Below are 22,861 nucleotides of genomic sequence, written 5' to 3' on the forward strand. Positions count from 1 at the left end.
TACACTGATCAGGCTTTCCGTGTAGCTCAGGCTTCTTCTGCCAAGCGCTTTCACCCTGGCAATAAATTCACTTGCCGCAAATGGCTTGGGGAGATAATCGTCTGCACCTGCGTTCAGACCTGCCACCCGGTCCTCAATTTCTGACCTGGCAGTAAGAAGCATCACAGGCGTAGCATCATGGCTGTCCCGCATTTTTCTCAGCACCTCAAGCCCGTCCATTTCCGGCATCATAATATCCAGCACAACCACATCGAATTTCCCCTGGCTGATATAGTCCCAGGCATCTTTCCCATTATGTACAATGTCCACCGAGCACTTGTTTTTTTCCAATAAAACCTTCAGCGCCGCGCAATCTCCACTTCATCTTCCGCAATCAGAATCCGCATCCTGCCACTCCCTTCTTTCCAAAAAAGGATGCTCACGCATCCTTTTTAAGCACCTTGCATTCTTTTTTGTAGCATGCGATGCCATATTTGATAATATTACGCATGCCATCCTCCGCATATTTCAGTTCAACTACAATTCCAAGAAGAATTCTGTGGTGAAAATTTTCTTTTCGGTCATTTCCCTTTCAGAAGTTGTTTGTATTTATCTTACCATTTGGATCTTCGGATGGCAAGCTTACGGGACGAATTGTGGGAGATTTTTCGTTTTGAATCGGAAAATCACCGGAGGTGAAATCAGGCTTTTGGGGATGGTTGTTTGGGTTTCTTTTTGGCCATCATGCCGCCGATTCGGCCGGTTTCTTTGGCGGAGAGGCTTTTCCAGCCGTTTTCCAGGACTTTGTCCAGGATACCGAGTTCGCGGGCGATTTCGTATTTGGTTTGTTCTTCGGTGGTGAGATTACCTTGTCTGTAGGCTTCTACTTCTTTGTCTTTGTTCATATGTCATTGCTCCTTTTTGTAAGTTTTGCATGTATATGAGGAGTATGAACAAAATACAGAAAATTATACATTTTTATGCTTTTGGAATAATAATGGCTGCGATGATGTAGGCCCAGATTCCGGCGCCGCCGAAACAGGTGAGGATGACCCAGGCCAGACGCACCAGAGTGGGGTCAATGTCGAAGTACTCGGCGATTCCGCCGCAGACACCGCACAGCATACAGTTTACAGTGGATTTGTATAGACGCTTATTGCTCATAATCGAATTCCTCCTGATTTTATTTTACATATTTTCCAAGTTACTGTTCATTCCATGACCAGTAACGTTTCAAGCAACACTTTCTATTCTTTAAGTGCTGCTATGATTCATTCTCATTTACAGATCTGTTAGAGCATGTTTGAAAAAGGCTTTCTGCAAGATGTGCGTCACAATTTGTGGGAGATTTTGTCCGGATGAGGGCGCCGTAGCGGGCTACGGCAACTGAGTTCGGACAAAATATACCGCAAAGTGGGGCGTGCAGATTGCGGGAATGATTTTTCAAACAGGCTCTAATCTTCATTTGTAAAGCTCACATCAATCTCTCCCATTCCACATTCCAAAGTTACTTTCCGTTTTGCGCCATCGTTGGAGATGGTTTTCTCAACGCCAAGACCGCTGAACTGGGAATCGTTCACCTCAACTTCACCGATTCCGCAGGAAATCTCATAATTGTAATCCTGCTCTTTGCCGGAAAGCTCCATATCGATTTCTCCGGTTCCGCAGTTTGCGCTGATTTCCTTTGCGTCAATCGTCTCGATATCAATGGTGCCTGCACCTACCTGAAGGTCACATTTGTCTGCAGTAATGGTTGCAGAAGCATCAAATTCCCCAGCCCCCACTTCCGCATAAAACTGATCTGCCTTGATTTCTCCGTACAGCTCAATAGTTCCCGCATCCACTCCAAGGGATACGCTGTCAAAGGCTGTTCCAGAAGGAATGCTGACTATTACCTGCTTTTTGGTTCTGGTGGTTCCGGCATGAGTATCCTTGATTGTAATTTTATCTGCATCTTCTGAGATCACTACATCTCCTTTTTCGTCATTGGCCGTGTCTACTTTGATCACATCACCGGCATATTCCTGCAAAATCAGCTCGTCATATTTCAGACTAATTTCCAGATTTTTCTTAAAAGCCACATCCGTGGATACCACATCCTCTTCCTTCAGTTCACCACTGCCTGTGTTTCTATATACCCTTCCCAGGCGTATCAGTCCAGCCCCAGGATAGGCATTGTCCCGAAAGGCACTCACCACCTGATCTACCACCTGGCTTCCTTCTTTGGCAGCCCCCATAGCGACTGCACTCACGCATAAGCCGATTCCTGCTACTGCAAAAACTCCTGCTGCGATCAGCATTCCTTTTGTTCCTTTTTTCATGCTCGATCCTCCTTTCGATTCCGATACAGAATTTTATTGAAAAAGTCCGTTACCTTACGAAGAATCCACGGAAATACTTTGGAACCCAGCCATCCTACAAAGATGCAGCACAAAATTCCAAATGCCATCAAAATCGCTCCGATTCCCATAACCAGAAGCCCTGCTGCTGCATTAGAAAACAGAAGTCCTACTCCTGTGCCAATGCAGGCGCATGCACCAACAATCAAACCAAATGCCACAACTCCGGAAACAAAAATCACCAGAAACGGAAGTAAGATCAGTACCAGTAAAATACCGAATACGCCGCTTGCCGCACCCACAATAAATGGGGAAAGAAACACCAGCGCAATCAAAATCAGAATGAGCCTGCTGTTGCTTCTCTTTTCCTTCGGATGATAACCCTCTCTGGCACGGCTGGAATTCTCTCTCACTTCAGGAACATAGGAATCCTGTTTTTCCCTAAGATCCTCATATCCATGCTCTGTGTACTGCGCGTATTCCTCACTGCTCTCGTTAAGGTCTGCCTTAATAATAGCTGCCACCTTGCCGGGGCTTCCAAGCTCTCTGATCACCGAAGCCTCATTCTCAGGTCCGGCTTCATCAAAATAGCTGTTGTAATAGGCCAGCGCTTCCTGCCTTTCCGCTTCCGAAATATCAGACAGCAGCCTCTCCAGCTGTTTCATAAACTGTGCTCTGTCCATACTACGATTCTCCTCCCTCAAACATGCTGCTGATCTTGGTGGAATAATTCTTCCACTCGATCTTATACAAATTAAGCTGCGCTTTCCCTTTCTCCGTCAGCTTGTAGTATCTGCGGTTCCGCCCTGCATATGCCTGATCATACACCTCCAGGCAGTCATCCTTCTGCAGTCGGCGCAGTACCGGGTAAAGGGTGGATTCCGAAATGTCCAGAACCCCGCGTACATCCTGGGTGATCTTGTATCCGTATGTACCCTGTGGCTCTTTGGACACAACTGCCAGGACAATGGCATCCAGAAGTGCAGCTCCTGTGTTAAATACCATCTGATCACTCCAATCATATTATATGATTCATCAATATTGTTTGATTGATAATACTATACGCCATATAATATAGTTTTGTCAATAGCATTTATTTAAAAAAGCCGCTCCTATTAGGAAGCAGGCTTTTCTTAGCAAGCAGGTCACCTGACGGCAACCCTATATATAAAATTCACTTCGTAATCAAATAAGAATATTTTCGCATCTGCTGGCGCATCAACAGTTCTACGCGCTGGCGGATGTCTTCCGGATAAAAATCCGCCAGCTCTTCCAGTTCCCGATGTATATCCTGGATTGTAAAATGAAATTCCAGCTGTGTTCCAAACAGTTCTTCCGCAGCTTCCAGCTGTGTATCAAATTCGCTGCTAAATGGCTTTGCTTCTATTTTGTCCATGCATTGCTCTATGGACAATTCCATAGGATAATCCTGTCTGGTATCTGCCAAAAGACACAGTCCCTGATCAAAAAAGGGACTTACAAAATACTGCTCATTTTCTTCATCGTAAAGAACCGCAATATTGTTCGTATGTCTGTCCTCATTCAGAAAAAAAGCATCAATTTCTATCATTTCTGTTATATATTCACCAAAACTCTTTATCCCAGTGATGTTTTCCACCTGTTCAACCAGATATCGGATGCGTTCCCTGACATCTGCAAATTCTGCAAGCTTCACAGCCAGACTTTCTCCTGTGTACTGACGAAATAATTTTTCCAGGGGAATCAGCACCTGTCCTTCTTTTCTGAAATCCTGGCTGACGCACGCATTTATAGAACTATTGTTATATTCAATTTTGGTAAGGTCATATGTGACAAAAGCATACTTCAGGCTGCTTTTCTTCAAAAGCCTGGAAACAAGTACCTCCGCCAGACTCTCATAGCCCATATAATCTGCTTTGTACCAGATGCCGTCAATCTCCCATTTTCGCTGATCTCCTTTCGAAGTATGACCTGTTTTGTGAAAAGGAGAATACTTGTCAAGGTTTATATTCTTCATAGTCATCCGTTCTCCTTCTTGACGATCAAAATCCACTGGTAGTCCCCTGCCATATAGCCCTTGGTCTTCTCAATGATCAAAAGGGGATCATAGAAGGGGACTCCCATTTCTCTTAAAATGTCCTTGGCGTGGTCGCGGGTTCTGGGGAAGCAGCGATCTTCCAGGAAATATTCGAAATCTGCCCAGGTTGGCTCTGTTACAACGCCAAATGCACGGAAGATAATTTTGTCCGTGTAATTTTGTATTTTAATTTTCTCGTGTCTGAAGTCGATGTCAATGGTGGTGCAAAGATCATTGTGGTTCATAAAATTCATGCGCATTTTCACATCCGGGTCATCACTGAAATGATGGGCCCGCCGGATCTGGCTGTAAATTGTTTGACGGGATACCTGGTATTCCCGGGCAATGCTGGCAATTTTCTCCCCCTGATCCTGCAGTGCCAGAATCCTGGCAATCTGGGGCTCAGTAAAGGAATTCTTTCTTCCGGAAGCATGCTTGCCCGCTGGCTGCTCTTTTTTCATACAGTCGTAGTTATGCGCAGCTTCCGAAATCTGGCGCAGTTTTTCAATATCTGTCGTGCCGAAAATATCTTGTATCTGCTTTTCAAAATCCGCCTTCATTCTGTCACCCTCCATTTGAATTTCATTTCTTGACAATACCTGTTTTATGTTAACGCATTGTGTAATGTATCGCAGGCACCTTTTGGTTAACCGAAGTATAGCATGACAGAAAAAAAGTGTCAACAAATCATTAGTTGACACTTTTTGCATGTTTATTTTCGGTTGGTGCAGACGCCTCTTCTGTCAAATTTATAATTAATCTGGCCTGGATCCATTTTCACAGTGCGGTTTCTGTACATGGCTCCTTTCTTTTTGTCAAAGCAGTACCATTTACCGCCCCTTCGAAGCCATCCGGTATGTGCGTAGCCCCTATTATTTATGTAATATCTTTCCCCGCGATAGTTGGTCCAGCCGGAACATCTTTTTCCATCGGAACCAATGATGTATATTTTTCCACTGGTGGAAATCAACTGAGTGTTTTCATATCTGATGCCATTTGCGTTAAAGCAGAAAACACCGCTGGGCCTTGTCAGCCAGCCTACACTGGCTTTTCCATCGTTTCTCTTATCAAAGAAATAGCAGTTTCCATTTATGGTTTTCCAGCCATATGCCCGGTTTCCGTTTTTATCTACATAGTAGGTGCCATCTTTTAGATGAAGTACCCGATTTTTCTGTCTTACCCCGTTGATATAGTAGCGCATATTGCTGCCGACTTTTTTCCAGCCATTCTTCTGATTGGAAGTAACCGTATCAGAGGTATCTTTGCTCTGCTCCTGAGACCTTATTCTGTTGAAGTAACGGACAATAGCTCTGGCATCTGCCTGTCCCAGCTTTTTCAGCTGGCTGTTGGTGCGGAAAAAATTATAGGCATCAGATGGACTACTGACAAAAGCATGTTCAATGATCACCCCAGGCAGATCCTGCTGCACGCTCTGTGCCACAATAGCATAATAATCTCTTCTGGCTCCGTTTGGATAAACGCTTCCGTCACTGCTTAAACGGTATTCCATTCCGCCCTGGGCTGAAAAACGTTTGGAAATTCCCAGTTTGCCCAGTTCATCTATAACATACCTGCCAAACAGCTTTTCTGTTTCTGCCAGGTACGGACGGTAGGTTCCGCTGGAAACCAGCACGGAGGCACCTTTGGCATAAGGAGTGTCAGCAGAATTGATATGCTGGCTTACCAGAAGGTCTGCCTGATAACTCTTCGCAATCAGAACTCTGTCTACCAGACCTACAAACTGATTCTGGTTGTTTCTGGTCATATGCACTTCTATATTTGGATATTTCTGCAGCTCCTGCATGGTGTATCTGGCAATTTTCCAGTTAATTTCTGCCTCTATATACTGCTGTCCATTATGCACTTCGGCAGCACCGGAATCATATCCTCCATGTCCCGGATCCAGGACTACTACTTTCTTCTCTGTGAATTTCTCGGTTGCTGCATTTACTGTAGATGGTACAGCCGCTGTCACCAGCATGGCCAGGCACAGGACTGCTGCCATCCATCTTTTTTTCTTTCCCATACGTTTCATACTTCCTTTCTTGCTGCTGTGTTTTCAGATGTCCCTGCAGCGCGTTTTTATTTGTGAAATGGCAAAATGCTACAGCACACCTTCTATGTTTCATTTTTTCTCCAGAAAATTTTCAAAATCCAGTGGAAACGGAGCTTCCAGCAGGATTTTATTTCCCGTAAACGGGTGGTAAAATTTTAGCTTCCATGCGTGAAGTGCTGCTCTTGTAAAAGGATTTCCGGGAACAGATGCTTTCCCTGTTTGGCTTTCGTTGTACAAGGTATCGCCAAGAAGGGGATGACCGGTGCCTGCCATGTGCACACGGATCTGGTGGGTGCGCCCGGTTTCCAGGTGAAGCTGGACAAGTGAGGCGTTCGCATAGCTTTTCAGGACTTGGTAATAGGTCACTGCCTTTTTGCTTCCGTGAATAGTTCCCGCTGGGGAAAGTACCATTTTTAGAGGATTCTCCGGATCTGGGGCAAGAGGGATGGAAATTTTCTCCCACTTCTCTTTTTCCATGCTTACGGACATTTCCTGCGAAGAACTTTGTGATATCTCCTCCTCAAAAGTTCTCTCCACAACTGCCAGATACGTTTTCTGCAGCTTTCCCTCTTCCCGCTGCTTCTGCAGCCTGGCGGCGCTGATCTGGTTTCTGGCAAAAAGCAGGATACCGGAGGTTTCTTTATCCAGACGGCCAATGGAACGGATGCGGGTTTCTTCCCCTTTGCTGCGGAAATATTCGGCAATCTGATTGGACAGGCTGTCCTGGTAGTGGATTCCAGATGGGTGGGTTACCATGCCGGCTGGCTTATTGACTGCGAGAACATCCTGATCCTCATACAAAATCTCTAAGTCAGGAAAGCCACATTTAAAATTTGAAACTGCGTTTTTCCCCTCACTGCATTCCTTCTTGCTATCAGACCTCAAATCAGAAATACTCTCGTTTTTTCCTCTGCACTCTACTCCAAAATCTGCATAACCATCCGAAGTATCATTTCTCTTCTTCGTTTCTTCAGCTTGGATTTGCAAGAACTTAGGCGTCTTTAACTGCGCGGAGTCAGTCCCCCTGGTTTCCAGGCAAATTCGGATCACATCCCCACAGACGGCATTTTCCGTCACCCGGCACTGTATTCCGTTTTTCTGAATGCCGCCGGGGCGAAATTTTATCTGGCTGATCTGTTTTTTGGTCAGTCCCGCCTGCCTGCGGAGAATTTCTCCTACTTTGCCTTCTCTGTTGACAGTTAACTCAAGATATCGTTCCATATTCTTTAGACTGCCAGGCTGGAATTACCGTGGCTTGCATACATCTATCCATTCCTTGTATCCGGAATATTTTTCCATTTCGGGTATGGTCAGTTCAATGGCACTGTTGCTGCTTCCGCATGCCGGAAATGCTGTTTCATATTTTTTCAGGGAAGCATCCAGGTAAATATCCACGCCTGGATTTATGGCAAATGGGCAAACGCCGCCCACCGCATGTCCGATCAGTTCGGTTACCTGCTCCTGGGTGAGCATTTTCGCTTTTTTGCCGAATGTGGCTTTGTATGCAAGCTCCACCGTCGCACTTGACACATCAAACTCCAGCACACGGGATTCCATGCCGTATCCTGCGAAGTATTTTTTTACTTTATCTACTGACATTTGTCATGCCTCCATTTTTATGATGGAAATTTTTTCAAACACGCTTTAGTATAACACTAAATTCACATTCTTGGAATGTAAAATTGCAGAAATCCTGTACGAAAAAATAGAGTATGTACTGCACTGCCATGTTTGACTTTCCCCGGGGCATCCAGTATACTACTTCTGATACTTATTTGACGTCTCGGATTGCTTTGCAGCTGCACGGCTCCCGCAATCCTCCATTTTATAAAATACAAGGAGAAACCTTATGGATTCAGATAGATCATTGGTTCTGCCCCAGGCATTTCTGGACAGAATGAAAGATATGCTGCAAGATGATTATGATGCCTTTCTTCAAGCTTACGATCAGCCCCGCACCTACGGACTTCGGGTGAACACCGCCAAGATTTCCTGCGAGGAATTTGAAAAAATCGTTCCTTTCGAAGTAAAAAAAATCCCCTGGATTTCCAACGGCTATTTTTACAGGGAAGATGTCCGCCCTTCCCGCTGTCCCCTTTACCAGGCAGGGCTTTATTACCTTCAGGAACCAAGTGCCATGACCCCGGCTTCCCGCATTCCAGTGGAACCTGGTGAATATGTGCTGGACATGTGTGCCGCTCCCGGCGGAAAAGCCACTGCTGTGGGATCTGCCCTAAAAGGCGCCGGCCTTCTGGTTGCCAACGACATCAGTACGACCAGAGCCAGAGCCCTTCTTCGCAACCTGGAGCTTTTCGGAATTCCCAACCTCTTTGTTGCCAACGAAAAACCAGAAAAAATGGTAAAAAACTTCCCGGAATTTTTCCATAAGATCATTCTGGATGCTCCCTGTTCTGGCGAAGGCATGTTCCGCAAAGAAGAAGCCCTTGCCAGAGACTGGACCCCTGAAAAATCCCAGGAGCTTTCCCAAATCCAGAAACAGCTTTGCTTAAATGCTGCCGACATGCTCCAGCCCGGCGGACAGATGCTGTATTCCACCTGCACCTTCGCCCCAGCAGAAGACGAAGAGGTCATCTCTTGGCTCCTGGAACAGCGCCCGGACCTCTCCCTCATTTCCATGGAAAACTACGAAGGCTTTTCCAGCGGAAATCCAGCCTGGGGAAACGGCAACCCGGAGTTAAAAAAATGTGTGCGTATTTTCCCACATAAAATGGCAGGGGAAGGACATTTCCTTGCCCTTCTGAAAAAAGAAGGACAATCTGGGCCCACCGCAACTATTTCCAAAGGAACCAAACTGCCAGCAGATGTAAAAAAATATATCGGAGAGTTTTTTAATGAAATTGACCTCAAATCCCTTGGCGGTCAGCCTTTTGACTGGAATCGTGTAGAAGTCCGTGCAGACAAGGTCTATTACCTGCCTCCCGTATCCTGCAGCTTCCGCGGCCTCACCTTCCTGCGCAACGGTCTCTACCTGGGTGACCTGAAGAAAAACCGTTTCGAGCCCTCCCAGCCCCTTGCACTGGCCTTCCGCAAAGATGAAGCAGAGGCCATAATCTCCCTCCCCGTTGATGACCCTCGCCTGGAGCGCTACTTAAAAGGTGAAACCCTCACCATCCTCCCTGAAGAAACCGTCCACACCAAGGGATGGCACCTGCTCTGCGTAGAAGGCTACCCCCTCGGCTTCGGCAAACTTGTCAACGGAACCTTAAAGAATAAATATCCTGCCGGCTGGCGTGCATAGCATCCCTCTTTATCAAGCTGCATATCTACAACAGGCTCACAATCTCTAATTTTCCAAAGGTTGTGAGCCTGTTTCTATTAATTTTCTTCTGGATTTTCTGCCAATCCTTAATATCTTTTCCCAAATACTAAACCATCATCTCTAACCAATCTACGTCAAATAAAGTCCCATTAATTTTGAAAAGTGGAAAATTTCGCGCTTTCTCCGCCTGCGACGTGTCTGGCGCCGTTGGGCCTGGTATGGGGGCGGTGCGCAGAACCCGGAAAATCTAAGGGGATATAATTTTGCTAAAGGCGAAGAAGGGGGAGGACAAACTCACTGCGTTCAGACAGTGTCCTCCCCCTTCTTCAACGCAAAATCCTATCCCCTAAGATTTTCTCGGAACCTGTGCAATGCCCCCAAACCAGGCCCAACGGCGCCAGACACCCCTCGGGAATCCACTCACTCTCCCAATCTTTATAACAATATTGCCTTCTTCAACGCAAACGAATAAATATACTTCTCCTTCACCCGTCTCCCCGTCATTCTCTCCAGCGCCTGCCCATAATCCCCCAGCTGCGTATGATACCTTTCAATCAGCTTCTTTTCCTCTCCTCTGCGGACATAATCCGTCTTATAATCCACCAGCACAATCTCCTCATCTTCCAGAAAATAAGCATCAATAATTCCCTGCACCAGCACCCGCTCACTCTCATCCCAGCTTTCATCAATCTCCGCCGCACTTCTGGAAATCACAAAAGGCTGCTCCCGAAACAGCCGCCCCTTAAGCGCTGCCGCCTTCATCCTCTGCCCCAGATCACACTCCACAAAACCACGAATATCCGAAACCCGAACACACTTCGCCTCAACCTCAGAAAGCTTCTGATTCTGAACAAGCTCCTCAATCTGCTCCTTCAGATTCTGAGATGTATCCGTTTTCCCATACTCCAGACACTCCATCACACGATGATAAGCCGTACCACGGGCTGCCCCCGTAAACTCTTCCTCAGCCTCTGTTTTCTCCTCAATAAACCTTGGAACCAAAGGAACAAGATCCGGCTCAAAATAAACAGCCTCCTCAATCTCCTCATCCTCATGATAACTTTTCTTTTTCAGATCCGACACCGTAACCTTCACCGGAATATCCCTGCGGTACTCATAAGGATACACAAACCCAAACCGCTTATCCAGTTCCTCCCGGATTCCGGAATCCATCACTTTCTCACAATCCCAGTCCTCCAGAAGATTCTCCTCCATCTGTCCGGTCGCCTGATCCACAACCTCCGCCTCCGTCAGCATCTGCGCCGTAATACGCTTCACCTGAAACTGGGCAGGATCCTCATAAAGAGGATTTTCCTTCGTCGGAAAAAGACCAATCTTCTCATAAAGCGAGTCCATGCATCTGTGTCTTGCCAGAGCAGGCAGAACATAATCCAGATAATTTTTCCCTTTCAGCCTGGTCTCCGCCGGAAGAAGCTCTGTCTGATTTTCACGAAAATGAGAAAGGCTGATCAACTCTTTATCCAGATTGGAAACAGCACCTGTCAGAATCATTTTCTCCTTTGCACGGGTCAGGGCAACGTAAAGCACACGGATTTCCTCCCCCAAACTTTCCTCCAGAAGCTGACGGCGGATCACCTGCTTATTCAAGGTCGAAACCACCATTCGCCTGTCCGGCAAAATCGCATCTGCTCCAAGACCATAATCCGGATGAATCAGAAGTTTTGCATTCAAGTCCTGGAAATTGAACTGTTTTCCCATTCCCGCAAGGATCACAACAGGAAATTCCAGTCCTTTACTTTTGTGGATTGTCATGATTTCCACAGAACCTTCCCCTGCACCGGAAAGGTTCACCTCGCCGTAATCCACCTCGTATTTCTGCAGATGTTCAATATAGCGAACAAAGTTAAACAAGCCGCGATAGCTGGTTTTCTCGTAATCCATGGCTTTTTCCACCAGCATGGCAAGATTGGCGCTTCGCTGTGCACCATTCGGCAGGGCCTTGGCATAATTGCCGTATCCTGTTCTTCGCAGAATTTCAAGAATCAATTCATGAACCGGAGTATAAACTGCCAGATCCCGCATTTCATTTAGAAGAGTAATAAAACCATGCAATTTTTCCTGCAAAGCTTCTCTTTCTTTAGGAGAAATCAGGCTGCACTGCTCTTCCTCCCCCAGAAAATGCAGCACGCTTTCATACAGCATGCCTTCCGGGTCTTCTTCCCGGATTACGGCAAGTTCCTGGGTGGTACAGCCTGCCAGCGGGGAACGAAGCACCCCGGCAAGGGGAATGTCCTGCAGAGGATTGTCGCATACCTGAAGATAATTCAGAACCGTAACCACCTCAAGTGCTGAAAAATATCCTGTCTTGGAAGCTGCATATACGGGAATTCCATGGGCACTTAAAACATCGGTAAAAGTTTCGCTCCAGCCAGACGCAGTTCGAAGCAAAATAACAATATCCCCATATCGCACCGGACGGTACTCCCCTGTCTCTTTATCCAGGATTTTCTCTTTCCCCACCATTTCCTGAATCCGATGGGAAATGGTAAGTGCTTCCAGTTCCCTGGCATCCTGCCCCTCCATCAGATCTTCCAGTTCCTCTGAGTCTTTTTCCACAAGCAGCACTTCCGTTGAAAGAAATTCGTCTCTGGCTCCTTCTGGAAAAACAGCGCCAGGATAAAGGGCAGCTGCCTCATCATACGCGATTCCACCCAGATCCTCGCCCATGATCTGCCGGAAAATAAAATTGGCACAGGAAAGCACCTGGGATCTGCTTCGGAAGTTTTTGTGCAAGTCGATTCGCTGTTCTTCACTATCCGTTAACATGTACTTTTTATACTTTTCCATGAACAGTTCCGGTCTTGCAAGACGAAAGCGGTAAATGCTCTGCTTCACATCACCAACCATGAAAATATTCTTACTCTTCTTCGCCCAGCCAGATACACAGGTAGTGATCATCTCCTGCACCAGGTTGCTGTCCTGATATTCATCCACCATAACCTCATCATACTTCATGGATAATTCCCGCGCAGCCTGGCTCATACGATATACCACTTCTCGTTTTTTATCCTCATATCCAGAAGTTTTCTTTTCACTCTTCGTTATGTGAGAATTTTCCTGGTTTCCAAAAGTCATTTCAAAAGCTTGCTCATTGGCGCCCTCATCCTCCACTCGCTCCATAAGGATTTCCAGCGCAAAGTGCTCCATATCCGTAAAATCCAGAATATTCTTTTCCCTTTTTTTCTCCCCATAAAGGCGGATAAATTCCCGGGTAAGCTCCACCAGCATTTCCACAGGCTCCCGGCAGCATTCCAGAAGAAGAGGCAATTCCTCTTCACCCACAGTAAAATACCTGCTTCCCAAATCCTTCAGAATATCCTTCTCGTTTTCCCGAAGTGCCTTTACCTGTTCCTTCAAAAGGTCATCCACAGGTTCCTTCGGTTTCTTCGTAGACAATCTTGCAAAAGCCGGACTGCCAAGGACCGCTCTTGTTCCATCAAAATCCCCTGTCAGGGCTTTTTCTTGTGCATCCCGTATCAGAAGCAGGTCACTTGATATGGCGTCATCATATAAATAAGGACCTCCCGGGGAAAAACACAGCTTCCTGGCCTCCTCCGCCAGACCTTTCGCCTGTTCCAGATCTGCCAGAACATTTTTCCATAACAATTTCATCCATTCGGATGCTTTTATAGATTCTATATCCGTATTTTTATAACTGTCAATACATTTTTCCATCCATTCATCCGGATATGGGTTACTCATGGCTGCATGATACAGGGAATAAATCAGGTCACGTATGCTTTCGTCTGATTTTCCAGTAGCGTAGCACTCAATAAAAAATTTATATTTTTCCTGATCCTTGGCATAGTAAGCTTCCAGAAGCTCCTTCATCACATCTTCCTGGAGAAGCTTCAACTCTCCTTCCTCTCCGGTACGGTATCCCGGGTCCAGTCCGATCAGGTGAAAATAATTACGGATCACATAAGCACAGAAACCGTCAATGGTGGTAATCTGCGCAGTGTGGATCAAAGTAGTCTGCCGCTGCAGATGCTCGTTCTCCGGATTTTCCCCAAGGGCATCCTCCAGGGCATTGGCAATTCGCTCCCGCATCTCCCCAGCCGCGGCTCTTGTAAAAGTCATGATCAGCAGCCTGTCAATGTCCACCGGATGCTCCGGGTCCATTACCTTTCCAAGGATTCGCTGAACCAGCACGGCTGTTTTGCCTGAGCCAGCCGCTGCGCTGACCAGAATGTTCCGGTTCCGCAACTCAATTACCTGTTCCTGTTCTTTCGTCCATTTTACTGCCATGCTACTCCACCTCCTTTGCAAAAGCATCCCACAGCTCTTCGTCTGCAAAATTCTTCAGCCTTCTGAATTCATATCCCGGAATCTCCGTGTCAAAGCCGCACACGGTGCTGTATGGGCAATAAGTGCAGGCATTTTTCTTTCCCAGCATATAGGGGGAAACCTGGGCATCCCCGTCCAGGATGGACTGCCGGATGTGGGAGATTTTGGTCTTCACGTAACGGTTCAGCACATCAAACTGCTCTCTTGTGGCAACCGAGGAATTCCTGCGGAAGCTTCCGTCCTTATTAAAGGACACCGGAAGAGACACCAGAGAACTGTCCATCTTCTCCACCAGATCCCGGTCAGCCTGTACAAGACCGTTCATTTTCAGCTCTTTTAGAACCTTCTGCTGAACTAATTCCACATCCGCGTCAATTTTTTCCTGTACCATAGGGTCCTTAATATTATAATAAAATACGCCGGCCGGAATCACTTCCTGATCCCGATAACGGTTCTGTTCCACCTGAAGGGCACCGTCCAGATAGATCATCAGCTGCAGCTGAAGGCCGTGATACAATGACACCAGATCAAAGGAAGTATTTCCGGTCTTATAGTCAATGACCCGCACATACAGCTTGCCGTCCTCTGTGTGCATGGTATCCACACGGTCAATACGTCCGCCCTGGAACGCCACCTCCACGCCTTCCGGTTCAAACTCCCCGGATTTCAGCTGCTCCTGCACTGCCCACACGGTTCTTCTCATCATTCTCTTGGTGCGCTGGATCATATACTCGTTGCGGGCGCTGCTTTTCAAAATGGTATTGCCGTAGTCCGCACTGACCTCATCCACCAGCCGGTCCACGATCTCATTTCTCTCTTCTTCCGTAAGGGTGGCCCATTTCAGCCCTTCCTTTTTCACCTCTTTTGCAAATTTCTCCATAACCTTGTGCATAATATTTCCCATATCCATAGGGCGGAATTCATACTCTGCACGCTCCGTCAGGCTCAGGCCATACTGGAGAAAATGGGCAAATGCACAGGCGGAAAAACGTTCCAGCCTGGTAGCACTGTAAGGAGACACCTCTCCGTAGAGCACCTTTGCCACGCTTTTGCTGATCACATCGGAAGGACGCCTGGTCATAGATGCCTCCACCAGCTTTCTCGCCAGTTCCCTGTACTTCGGACTTCTTAAGTACCAGCTGTACAGCTCTCCATAAAACGGATCTCCTTTTCCAAGGGCTCCCTCTGTCAGTCCCTTCAAAAAGCATTCCAGGCTGGTTCCCGGAAGTTCCATGCTTCCAAGAGCAAATTCCTCATCCATGGCATTTTTCACTTCAATTTCCGGGTAAAGCTTCTGGATGCTGTGGATCAGATACGCCGGGCTTACAGGCTCCCCTTTTCCGTTGGAAAAACAATAGGAAAGACAGAGATACCGGCTTGGCTTGGTCAGATTCAGGTAAAGATAAAAGCGCTGGGTGTTCATCAGCTCCTTTGGTCCCGGAGCAAGCTCCATTCCCTCTCCTGCAAAAAATTCACGATCCATCTGGGTTAGGATTCCGCCGGAGTCTGTATTTTTCGGAATGTTTCCCTCATTGACACCTACGAAAAACAGAGCCTTGATCTCCTTGAGACGGGTACGCTCCATGTCTCCCACCAGTACCTGATCCATGCTTGGTGGAATCAGTGCTACCTTGGATTTGGCGAAGCCAGTTTCAAGAAGCTGGGTAAACTCCGCCCTTGTAATTTCCTCTTCTCCGAGAATCTCCACCATACGGTCCAGCAGCTCCATAACAATTCCGTATATCTGCGCGTATTCCTTTTCCAGGGCTTTTTCCCCTTTTGCTTTGAAGGAAAGCTCCTGTTCCTTCAATTTTCTCTGAATGTCGCAGTCTGTGATAAACTGGTATAAACTATAACAATATTCACTTACTTTCTTTTTGCCGCTGGAAAATCCCTGGGCCAGGGCTTCCACTTCCGTCACAAAACGCTCCCGGTACTCATTGAGAACCTGGATGTCCCCGTCTTTCATGATCCGGTAAGTGCGCACCCATTTCTCCGACCATTTGTGCCAGCCCCGGATTCCAAGTGCCAGCACATAGTTTTCCAGCTGATCCGCCTGTTCCCTGGTGATTCCGGACATGCCGCAGCGCAGATAGCGAAAAACACTTTCGTAGGTAAAGCCCTTTGTCACCATCTCAAGAGCGGCACGTATATATTCCACAAAGGGATTCATTAAAATCGAATGCTTCTCATCCAGGAAATAGGGAATCTGTGCCTCCTCAAATACCTGGGAGGCAATACTTTTGTAGCTTTCCAGGTTTCCGGTGATCACTGCGATCTCTCCGTATTTCAGATCCTCTTCCCGGACCATTCTGCGGATTCGCCTTGCCGTTTCTTCCAGTTCTTTGATGGGGGATTCTGCCGCGAAAATACGGATTTCATCCTGGGATTTTCCATAAGCTGCTTTTCGGTAGCGGAACAGATGCTGCTCCAGAAATCCAAGAGCCGGGGCGTCAGAAAAGCGTCCCTTTTTTTCTTCTTTTAAGTATACCGGATCATCCAAGTCATTTGTCAGACCGGACAGGGTATGAATCATTTTCCGGCTCATGTAGAACAGCTGGTGAGGTTTTCCCATTTGAAGAGGATTTTCCTTGACATCCATGGTGACAGTCACAAGCACCTGGTCGCAGACTGCCAGCAGTTCCCGGATCACGTTCATCTGCACAGGGGTAAAGCCAGTGAAGCCGTCCAGTAAAAGCACGCTGTTCTTCAGTTTTCTGGAAAAGGGAATTGCTTTTTTGAGAGCATCCATGACCCCCTCACCAGTCATATAGTGCCCTTCCAGATAATCAGTAAAAGCCTGGTAAAGCACGCTTACGTCATTCATCTTCATCTGAAGCAAGGAATCTTCCCCTGTTTTTTCCAGCATGTCCGAAAGCTCTTCCTGACGGATATCATACTGCATGAACTCGGAAATCAGGGATTTCACCTCGTCCAGATAGCCAGGTTTGTTCATCTGACTTCCCAGATAGGGGAGCTCTTTTTTGTGCTGCTGCACCAGCTTCTGCAGTACCAAGCTTTTGCCTGTGTCGTCCAGAAGCACTTCCCTGGCACCGCCCACCTCCTCAAATACGCGGTAGGCAAGGCGCTGGAAGCTGAGCACGTCAATATTCAGGATTCCTTTTCCCGGATGCATTTCTACCACGTTCTTCTGGGTCTGCATGGTAAACTGCTCCGGCACAATAATATAGTACAGCTTTCCCGGATTCTCCAGAGATTCCTGTATAATCCGCTGGCAGGCGTAATGTGTTTTCCCGATTCCGGAACTTCCGATAATAAACTGTAATGACATGTGTGTCTCCCTCCTGTCTGGCATTATCACAATATTCTATCATATTTTTCCCTGTTTGATAATAGGATAGAATAAACAAAGCAAACCAGGAGGCGCAGACCATGAGTTCAAAAACCAGGATCATCGTGTTACATATGAAAGAAGTGGTGTACACAATCGCTTTTCTCATTCTTGCCATACTTCTTGGTGTACTGATCTACTTCATGTTTGGTCCGGGCAGGAGCCAGACCACATCGGGAAAAGCAGACTCCCTCTATACTCCTGGTGTTTACCGCTCTTCCATCACATTGAACCAGAATACCTTTGACGTGGAGGTTACGGTGGACCAGAACAGTATCCAGTCTGTGGAGCTGGTAAATTTAAGTGAAAGCACTACGGCTATGTTTCCTCTTGTGAAACCATCCCTGGAATCTCTGGCAAGCCAGATTGTAGACAGCCAGTCTCTTGACAACCTGAAGTATTCCACGGACCGCAAGTATACGTCAGAATTGCTTTTGAACGCCATTGAGGATGCACTGAAAAAGGCGGAGAACCAAGTCAGTTCTCCGCCAGAAAATTGATATTTTTAAAGATTTTCCAATACTTCCATCCAAACCGCAGCGCTTGCATCACTTGGCATGCGAAGGTCTCCTCTTGGGGAAAGGGCAACACTTCCCACCTTCGGGCCATCCGGCAGACAGGAGCGCTTGAACTGCTGGGCGAAAAATCTTCGGTAGAAGGTCTTCAGCCATTTCAGAATGGTCTCCCTGTCATAGGTATTCTCAAAAGTACGGCAGGCAATGCGGTAAATCTTGTCCGGCTCAAAGCCTGCACGAAGCATATAGTACAGATAAAAATCGTGAAGTTCGTAAGGTCCTACCAGATCCTCGGTTTTCTGGGCGATTTTGCCATCCTTAGGGGGCAGAAGTTCCGGGCTTACCGGAGTGTCCAGAATGTCAAGAAGCACTTCCTCCAGCTCTTTCTCGCCGCAAGTGTCTGCATAGTAGCGGACAAGATGTCTCACCAGAGTCTTGGGAACGGAAGCGTTCACGCCGTACATGGACATGTGGTCGCCATTGTAGGTGGCCCATCCAAGTGCAAGCTCGGAAAGATCTCCGGTACCAACTAAAAGTGCCCCTTCCTGGTTTGCCATATCCATCAGGATCTGGGTGCGCTCTCTTGCCTGGCAGTTCTCGTAGGTCACATCATGAACCGAATCATCATGTCCGATATCCCGGAAATGAATGTTTACCGCTTCCTTAATGTTCACCTCAGTCAAAGTTGCGCCAAGGCACTGGCTTAACTTGCAGGCATTCTGATAGGTACGGTCTGTGGTTCCAAAGCAGGGCATGGTAATGCAGCGGATATTCTCAGAAGGAAGTCCCATCATGGAAAAAGCACGGGCGATCACAAGAAGGGCCAGCGTAGAATCCAGTCCGCCGGAAAGACCCACCATTGCCTTCTGGCAGTGAATGTGACTCATTCGCTTCTTCAGTCCCATTGCCTGGATGTTCAGGATTTCCTCACAGCGCATATCCCTTTCTTCTTTCACAGAAGGTACAAATGGATATGGGGCAAAGTTTCGGGTCAGGGAGGTCTCTTCAATCTCCACATCAAAGGGTACCATCTGGCACTCTGCACTGTCAGCAGAAGGATAAGTGGAAATTCTTCTTCTCTCATCTGCCAGTCTCTGCACATCGATTTCCCCGTAGATCACAGAATTCTGGAAGCGCTTTGCCTCTGCAAGCAGGACGCCGTTCTCCGCGATCAGGTTCTGTCCGCCAAATACCAGATCCTGGGAAGACTCTCCCTCTCCTGCTGTGGCGTAAATGTATCCGCAGATCAGGCGGGCTGACTGTCCTTTCACCAGGTCGCGGCGGTAGGAATCCTTGCCTACCATCTCATCGCTTGCAGAAAGATTCACAATAATGTGAGCGCCGCTCATGGCCAGCTTCACGCTTGGGGGAAGGGGAACCCACAGATCCTCACAGAGCTCTGCTCCTACAGTCAGTTCCGGAAGCTCCTCGCAGGAGAAGATCAGGCTGCTGCCAAAGGGCACGCTTTCCTCCCCGATGGTGATCTCATCCCAGACATCCTCCCCAGAGGAAAAATGTCTCTGCTCATAAAATTCATTGTAGTTGGGAATGTGAGTTTTCGGCACAAATCCCAGGATATTTCCATGATTCAGTACAGCTGCCGCATTGTAAAGCTTGCCATTTTTCCTTACAGGAAGGCCTACAAAAATCAGCGCATCCACATCCTGTGTCTCTTCTGCCAGAGCAAGCAGGCTCTCCCACGCACTGTCCAGAAGTCTTCTCTGCAAAAACAGATCCTGACAGGTATATCCGGTAATGCAAAGCTCCGGGAATACCATGATCTTGGCATGCTGTGCTTCCATCTCTTTAATCATTTCCAGAATTGCTTTTGTATTTGCCCTGCAATCTGCAACTGTAACCCCGGGCGTTCCCGCCGCCACTTTAATAAATCCCTGATTCATGACCTAATCCTCTTTTCCTTCTCGTTCTATCTGCGTGTCTTCCCCAATTATGCAGGATTTTTACCAGAAACATAACGTTTTCGTTCCTTTACCGTTACGCCTTCGTGCCCTGATTATTTACATTTTCTCAGAATTTCTTTCATTTCTTCCACAGTGAAGGTGTAATTTGTGTTGCAGAAATGGCAGTTCATTTCAATAGGCTTGCCTTCCTGGATCATTTCGTTTAATTCTTTTCTGCCAATGCTGATCAGCGCTTTTTCAACTCGCTCTCTGGTGCAGTTGCAGTGGAAGCGGGTGTCTGTTTTCTCGTTGATCTGCATATCAAAGCCTTCCAGAACCTTCTCAAGAAGGCTCTCCGGTGTATGTCCCTCTTCTAACAGACTGGTAACGGAATTAATCTTCTGTACGTTCTGCTCCAGTCTGGAAATGACTTCTTCCTCTGCAAAAGGCATCAGCTGTACAATAAAGCCGCCAGCCTGACGTACCGTATTGTTCTTGTTCATCAGGACTCCAAGACCAACTGCTGAAGGTACCTGCTCGCTTGTTGCAAAATAGTAGGTAAGGTCCTCTGCGATTTCACAGGTCTGAAGCATAACCTGACCGCTGTATGGCTCCTTCAGGCCCATGTCCTTGATCACGTTCAGAAATCCTGGTCCAACAGCGCCTGCCACATCCAGCTTGCCTTTGGAATTGGCTGGGATACAGACATCCGGATTGCCTACGTAGCCTTTCACATTTCCCTGGGAATCGGCTGTTACGGTAATTCCCTGAAGTGGACCGCCTGCCTTGATCTGAAGAGTCAGAACGTCTTTCTCTCCTTTCATCATGGAGCCCATCATGGCTCCTGCAGTGAGAAGTCTGCCAAGGGCTGCTGTCGCAACCGGACTTGTGTTATGGTGTTCTCTTGCAGTCTCCACCATCTGGGTAGTCACTGCTGCAAATGCGCGGATCTGGTCGTTAGCCGCTGTCGCGCGGATAATATAATCGTTCATGTGTTTTCTCCTCTAAAATTTAAACTCATCTTTGTTCAGCATCTTTGCAATTACAATCAAAATGCATTCCTGCCTTCGCGATATACACAAAATCATGCTTCACCCGATTTTGTGCCACAGTTCTCATTTTGCTTTGCTGAACAATTACTATACTTCCTTCCCATGTTCTCTTACTACAAAGGTAAGTCTGCCGCTGTCTTCCTTCGGCGGCTCCATAGTGTAGGCATCGTAAACAGCAAGCAGTTCCATACCTGCATTCTGAATCAGTTCCTTAATTTTCTCCAGCGGATAGGCTCTCTGGTAGTGAACCTCCTCTGTTTTCTCATAGAGTCCGTCCTCCCTTGGAATAAAAAGAGCCAGTTCATAGGTATTGATCCCGGACTCCTCATCATAGCTGTTCTCCCAGATGAAGCTTCCTTCCTCCCGGTTCTCTGCAATGGTGGCATCCCCGATCATGGTCTGGTATTTGTATACCGTGTTCATATCAAACAGAAAGATTCCGTGGGGATCCAGGTAATTGTTCACCAGGGCAAATACATGCTGCAGTTCCTCTTCCTCTGTTATGTAATTCAGGCTGTCGCACACGCTGACAACCGCTCTTACGGTTCCGTATAGTTCAAACTCCTGCATATCCTGCAGAAGATAAAGAATGTCGTGTCCGGACTCCACACGCTTCTCCATGGCCTCTGCCAGCATTTCCTCGGAATTGTCCACTCCGATCATGTCATAGCCAGCCTCTGCAAGAAGCTCTGTCATCGTTCCGGTGCCGCATCCAAGATCCAGCACCAGTCCATCCAAAATGCCGTACTCTTTCAGCTGCTGTTTCAGCCATGCTCCCCAGGCATCGTAGTCCACATTATCCTGGAACATATCATATACCCGGGCAAATTCTCCATAAGCCTGTAAATTCTCCATATTCCCTCCAACCGTCACGGACACAGCCACCCCAAAAGGATAGCTGTGTCCGCCTGATCTTACTTTGTGCTGTTTTCCACGGAAGCTGTTTCTTCGATTTTTTCATCAGCTTCCCTGCTGTCATCTGATTACTCTACAGGCATATAGTATACGTCTGCACCCTCTCCGTGCCAGTAATAATCAACATCATTCTGGTCGTAAACGTCCTCGTTGTTTACGAAACGGTAGGTATTTCCGTCAAAGTCAACCCAGTTGCCGTTTCCATCCGGTGTGATCACAAGAGGATGTCCGTCTGAGTTGCGGTAGATGGTTCTGGTCTGGTTGGTATCGGTCAGCTGCTCCTGGGTAAATCCTGCAGAGTTGCTGATGGTTCCGTCACTGCTTCCTGCGGAGGAATCTGTGCTGTTAGACTGTGTACCGTCTGTACTTCCATCTGCAGTTCCGTCTGTGCTGCCATCAGAAGCATTATCTCCTGCTGCAGGTGCTGCTGCCTTCAGGGAAGAATCTCCTGAAATTCCAAAGGAATCAATAGCTGCCTGGATTCCCGCAAGAGAATCATCGTTCACTACAGATCCGCAGATATTGTAGTATTCATCTGCACTCTTATAGATCTTGTGAAGGGCATATGCGTAGCCGCCGCTCTTGGAAGCGTCTGTATATCTGACTGTGTAGGAATAAACGCCTACTCCCTCTACATCATTGGAAGTATAGTTCTCAACAGTGAAGTCGGTTCCCTGTACAAGATCGGAAGCCTGTTCAAGGGCATTGGCCAGATCCTCAGTATCCGGAAGCATTGCGGAAGACATGGCATCTTCTCCCTGTCCGTGAAGGATCAGGATCTTGCCCTGCTCCGGTGACTCAAAGCTGAGCATATCTGCCTCGTCTGCCTTATTCGCCCAGGTCGCATCCGGAAGTTTAATGGAAACGGCTCCGTTGCTGGATGTATAAGTGCTGTCCTGAACATCCGGTGCAATGGTCGGCTCCGGTGTAGGAGTTGCAGTCGCTGCCGGTGTAGGAGTCTCAGTCACAACAACCTGCTCGTCCGGCTCAGCTCCGCCGAAATTACATCCTGCTGCAAACATGGAAACACTAGCTGCTATGGTTAAGATTGCTAAAATCTTTTTATTCTTCATGGTATCCTCCTTGATTTTTCATTCGGTAAAAAGGA

20 protein-coding genes and 1 pseudogene are annotated in these 22,861 nt (G+C 47.3%); 3 read left to right on the top strand and 18 right to left on the bottom strand.

The features are described from left to right. The 4 genes and pseudogenes from OCV70_RS00645 to OCV70_RS19500 form a co-directional block, all read right to left on the bottom strand. Window positions 1–330 (bottom strand): response regulator (locus tag OCV70_RS00645; protein ID WP_334292258.1); only part of this gene is annotated, 330 nt, incomplete at its 3' end. A gap of 350 nt (window positions 331–680) precedes the next feature. Then, the gene (locus tag OCV70_RS00650) at window positions 681–884 is read right to left on the bottom strand and encodes an alpha/beta-type small acid-soluble spore protein (protein ID WP_021924743.1); all 204 of its coding nucleotides are present in this window, start codon (window positions 882–884) and stop codon (window positions 681–683) included. A gap of 73 nt (window positions 885–957) precedes the next feature. After that, window positions 958–1,143: a PspC domain-containing protein gene (locus OCV70_RS00655; RefSeq protein WP_021924744.1), complete on the bottom strand. Its 186-nt coding sequence runs from the start codon at window positions 1,141–1,143 to the stop codon at window positions 958–960. 175 nt (window positions 1,144–1,318) lie between these two features. Then, a pseudogene (locus OCV70_RS19500) lies at window positions 1,319–1,405 on the bottom strand (DUF6783 domain-containing protein); the annotation flags it as partial. Here OCV70_RS19500 and OCV70_RS19505 point away from each other — a divergent pair. After that, on the top strand, window positions 1,400–1,450 hold the full coding sequence (locus OCV70_RS19505) for a hypothetical protein (RefSeq protein ID WP_317259442.1): 51 nt from the start codon (window positions 1,400–1,402) through the stop codon (window positions 1,448–1,450). The pseudogene OCV70_RS19500 and the gene OCV70_RS19505 overlap by 6 nt on opposite strands. Here OCV70_RS19505 and OCV70_RS00660 read toward each other — a convergent pair. The 8 genes from OCV70_RS00660 to OCV70_RS00695 form a co-directional block, all read right to left on the bottom strand. Then, window positions 1,434–2,300 (bottom strand): DUF4097 domain-containing protein, encoded by an 867-nt coding sequence (locus tag OCV70_RS00660; RefSeq protein WP_262578976.1) that lies wholly within the window; start codon window positions 2,298–2,300, stop codon window positions 1,434–1,436. The two genes, OCV70_RS19505 and OCV70_RS00660, sit on opposite strands and share 17 nt — an antisense overlap. Beyond that, a complete protein-coding gene (locus tag OCV70_RS00665) occupies window positions 2,297–3,001 on the bottom strand; it encodes a DUF1700 domain-containing protein (protein WP_262578977.1) in 705 nt (234 codons plus the stop codon). Before OCV70_RS00665 ends, OCV70_RS00660 begins: the two co-directional genes overlap by 4 nt. Window position 3,002: 1 nt before the next feature. Continuing rightward, window positions 3,003–3,323, bottom strand: a complete 321-nt coding sequence (locus tag OCV70_RS00670) for a PadR family transcriptional regulator (protein WP_021924748.1) — start codon at window positions 3,321–3,323, stop codon at window positions 3,003–3,005. Window positions 3,324–3,492: 169 nt separating this feature from the next. After that, complete coding sequence (locus OCV70_RS00675; RefSeq protein WP_262578978.1) at window positions 3,493–4,314, bottom strand: HipA domain-containing protein; 822 nt, start codon at window positions 4,312–4,314, stop codon at window positions 3,493–3,495. A 2-nt stretch (window positions 4,315–4,316) separates the two neighbouring features. Further along, window positions 4,317–4,934 (bottom strand): helix-turn-helix domain-containing protein, encoded by a 618-nt coding sequence (locus OCV70_RS00680; RefSeq protein WP_021924750.1) that lies wholly within the window; start codon window positions 4,932–4,934, stop codon window positions 4,317–4,319. 152 nt (window positions 4,935–5,086) lie between these two features. After that, entirely contained in the window at window positions 5,087–6,400 is a 1,314-nt protein-coding gene (locus OCV70_RS00685) for an N-acetylmuramoyl-L-alanine amidase (protein ID WP_262578979.1), read from the bottom strand. A 99-nt stretch (window positions 6,401–6,499) separates the two neighbouring features. After that, window positions 6,500–7,651, bottom strand: coding sequence for an RluA family pseudouridine synthase (locus tag OCV70_RS00690; RefSeq protein ID WP_117850586.1), 1,152 nt, complete (start codon window positions 7,649–7,651; stop codon window positions 6,500–6,502). A 24-nt stretch (window positions 7,652–7,675) separates the two neighbouring features. Next, window positions 7,676–8,029, bottom strand: coding sequence for a YbaK/EbsC family protein (locus tag OCV70_RS00695; protein ID WP_173766061.1), 354 nt, complete (start codon window positions 8,027–8,029; stop codon window positions 7,676–7,678). 250 nt (window positions 8,030–8,279) lie between these two features. Here OCV70_RS00695 and OCV70_RS00700 point away from each other — a divergent pair, with 250 nt between their 5' ends. After that, window positions 8,280–9,689 carry an RsmF rRNA methyltransferase first C-terminal domain-containing protein gene (locus OCV70_RS00700; RefSeq protein ID WP_262578981.1) on the top strand — a complete coding sequence of 470 codons (1,410 nt, stop codon included), beginning with the start codon at window positions 8,280–8,282 and terminating at the stop codon, window positions 9,687–9,689. Between the two features lie 456 nt (window positions 9,690–10,145). Here OCV70_RS00700 and addA read toward each other — a convergent pair whose 3' ends face one another. Together addA and OCV70_RS00710 are read right to left on the bottom strand one after the other, a co-directional pair. Beyond that, a complete protein-coding gene (gene addA, locus OCV70_RS00705) occupies window positions 10,146–13,979 on the bottom strand; it encodes a helicase-exonuclease AddAB subunit AddA (RefSeq protein WP_262578982.1) in 3,834 nt (1,277 codons plus the stop codon). Between the two features lies 1 nt (window position 13,980). Beyond that, window positions 13,981–17,310 (bottom strand): PD-(D/E)XK nuclease family protein, encoded by a 3,330-nt coding sequence (locus OCV70_RS00710; protein ID WP_262578984.1) that lies wholly within the window; start codon window positions 17,308–17,310, stop codon window positions 13,981–13,983. Between the two features lie 101 nt (window positions 17,311–17,411). On the opposite strand from OCV70_RS00710, the gene OCV70_RS00715 reads away from it, so the two are divergent. Beyond that, window positions 17,412–17,870 (top strand): FMN-binding protein, encoded by a 459-nt coding sequence (locus OCV70_RS00715; RefSeq protein WP_117850599.1) that lies wholly within the window; start codon window positions 17,412–17,414, stop codon window positions 17,868–17,870. A 5-nt stretch (window positions 17,871–17,875) separates the two neighbouring features. Here OCV70_RS00715 and OCV70_RS00720 read toward each other — a convergent pair whose 3' ends face one another. The 4 genes from OCV70_RS00720 to OCV70_RS00735 form a co-directional block, all read right to left on the bottom strand. Next, on the bottom strand, window positions 17,876–19,786 hold the full coding sequence (locus tag OCV70_RS00720; RefSeq protein WP_117850602.1) for an NAD(+) synthase: 1,911 nt from the start codon (window positions 19,784–19,786) through the stop codon (window positions 17,876–17,878). Between the two features lie 113 nt (window positions 19,787–19,899). After that, window positions 19,900–20,778, bottom strand: a complete 879-nt coding sequence (gene hslO, locus OCV70_RS00725) for an Hsp33 family molecular chaperone HslO (protein ID WP_117850604.1) — start codon at window positions 20,776–20,778, stop codon at window positions 19,900–19,902. A 147-nt stretch (window positions 20,779–20,925) separates the two neighbouring features. Continuing rightward, on the bottom strand, window positions 20,926–21,693 hold the full coding sequence (locus OCV70_RS00730) for a class I SAM-dependent DNA methyltransferase (RefSeq protein ID WP_117850606.1): 768 nt from the start codon (window positions 21,691–21,693) through the stop codon (window positions 20,926–20,928). A 128-nt stretch (window positions 21,694–21,821) separates the two neighbouring features. Further along, the gene (locus tag OCV70_RS00735; protein ID WP_117850608.1) at window positions 21,822–22,826 is read right to left on the bottom strand and encodes a hypothetical protein; all 1,005 of its coding nucleotides are present in this window, start codon (window positions 22,824–22,826) and stop codon (window positions 21,822–21,824) included. Window positions 22,827–22,861: the final 35 nt, after the last annotated feature.

The organism is Blautia acetigignens, from assembly GCF_025566865.1.
In the GTDB taxonomy this organism is placed as follows: Bacteria; Bacillota; Clostridia; order Lachnospirales; family Lachnospiraceae; genus Blautia_A; species Blautia_A acetigignens.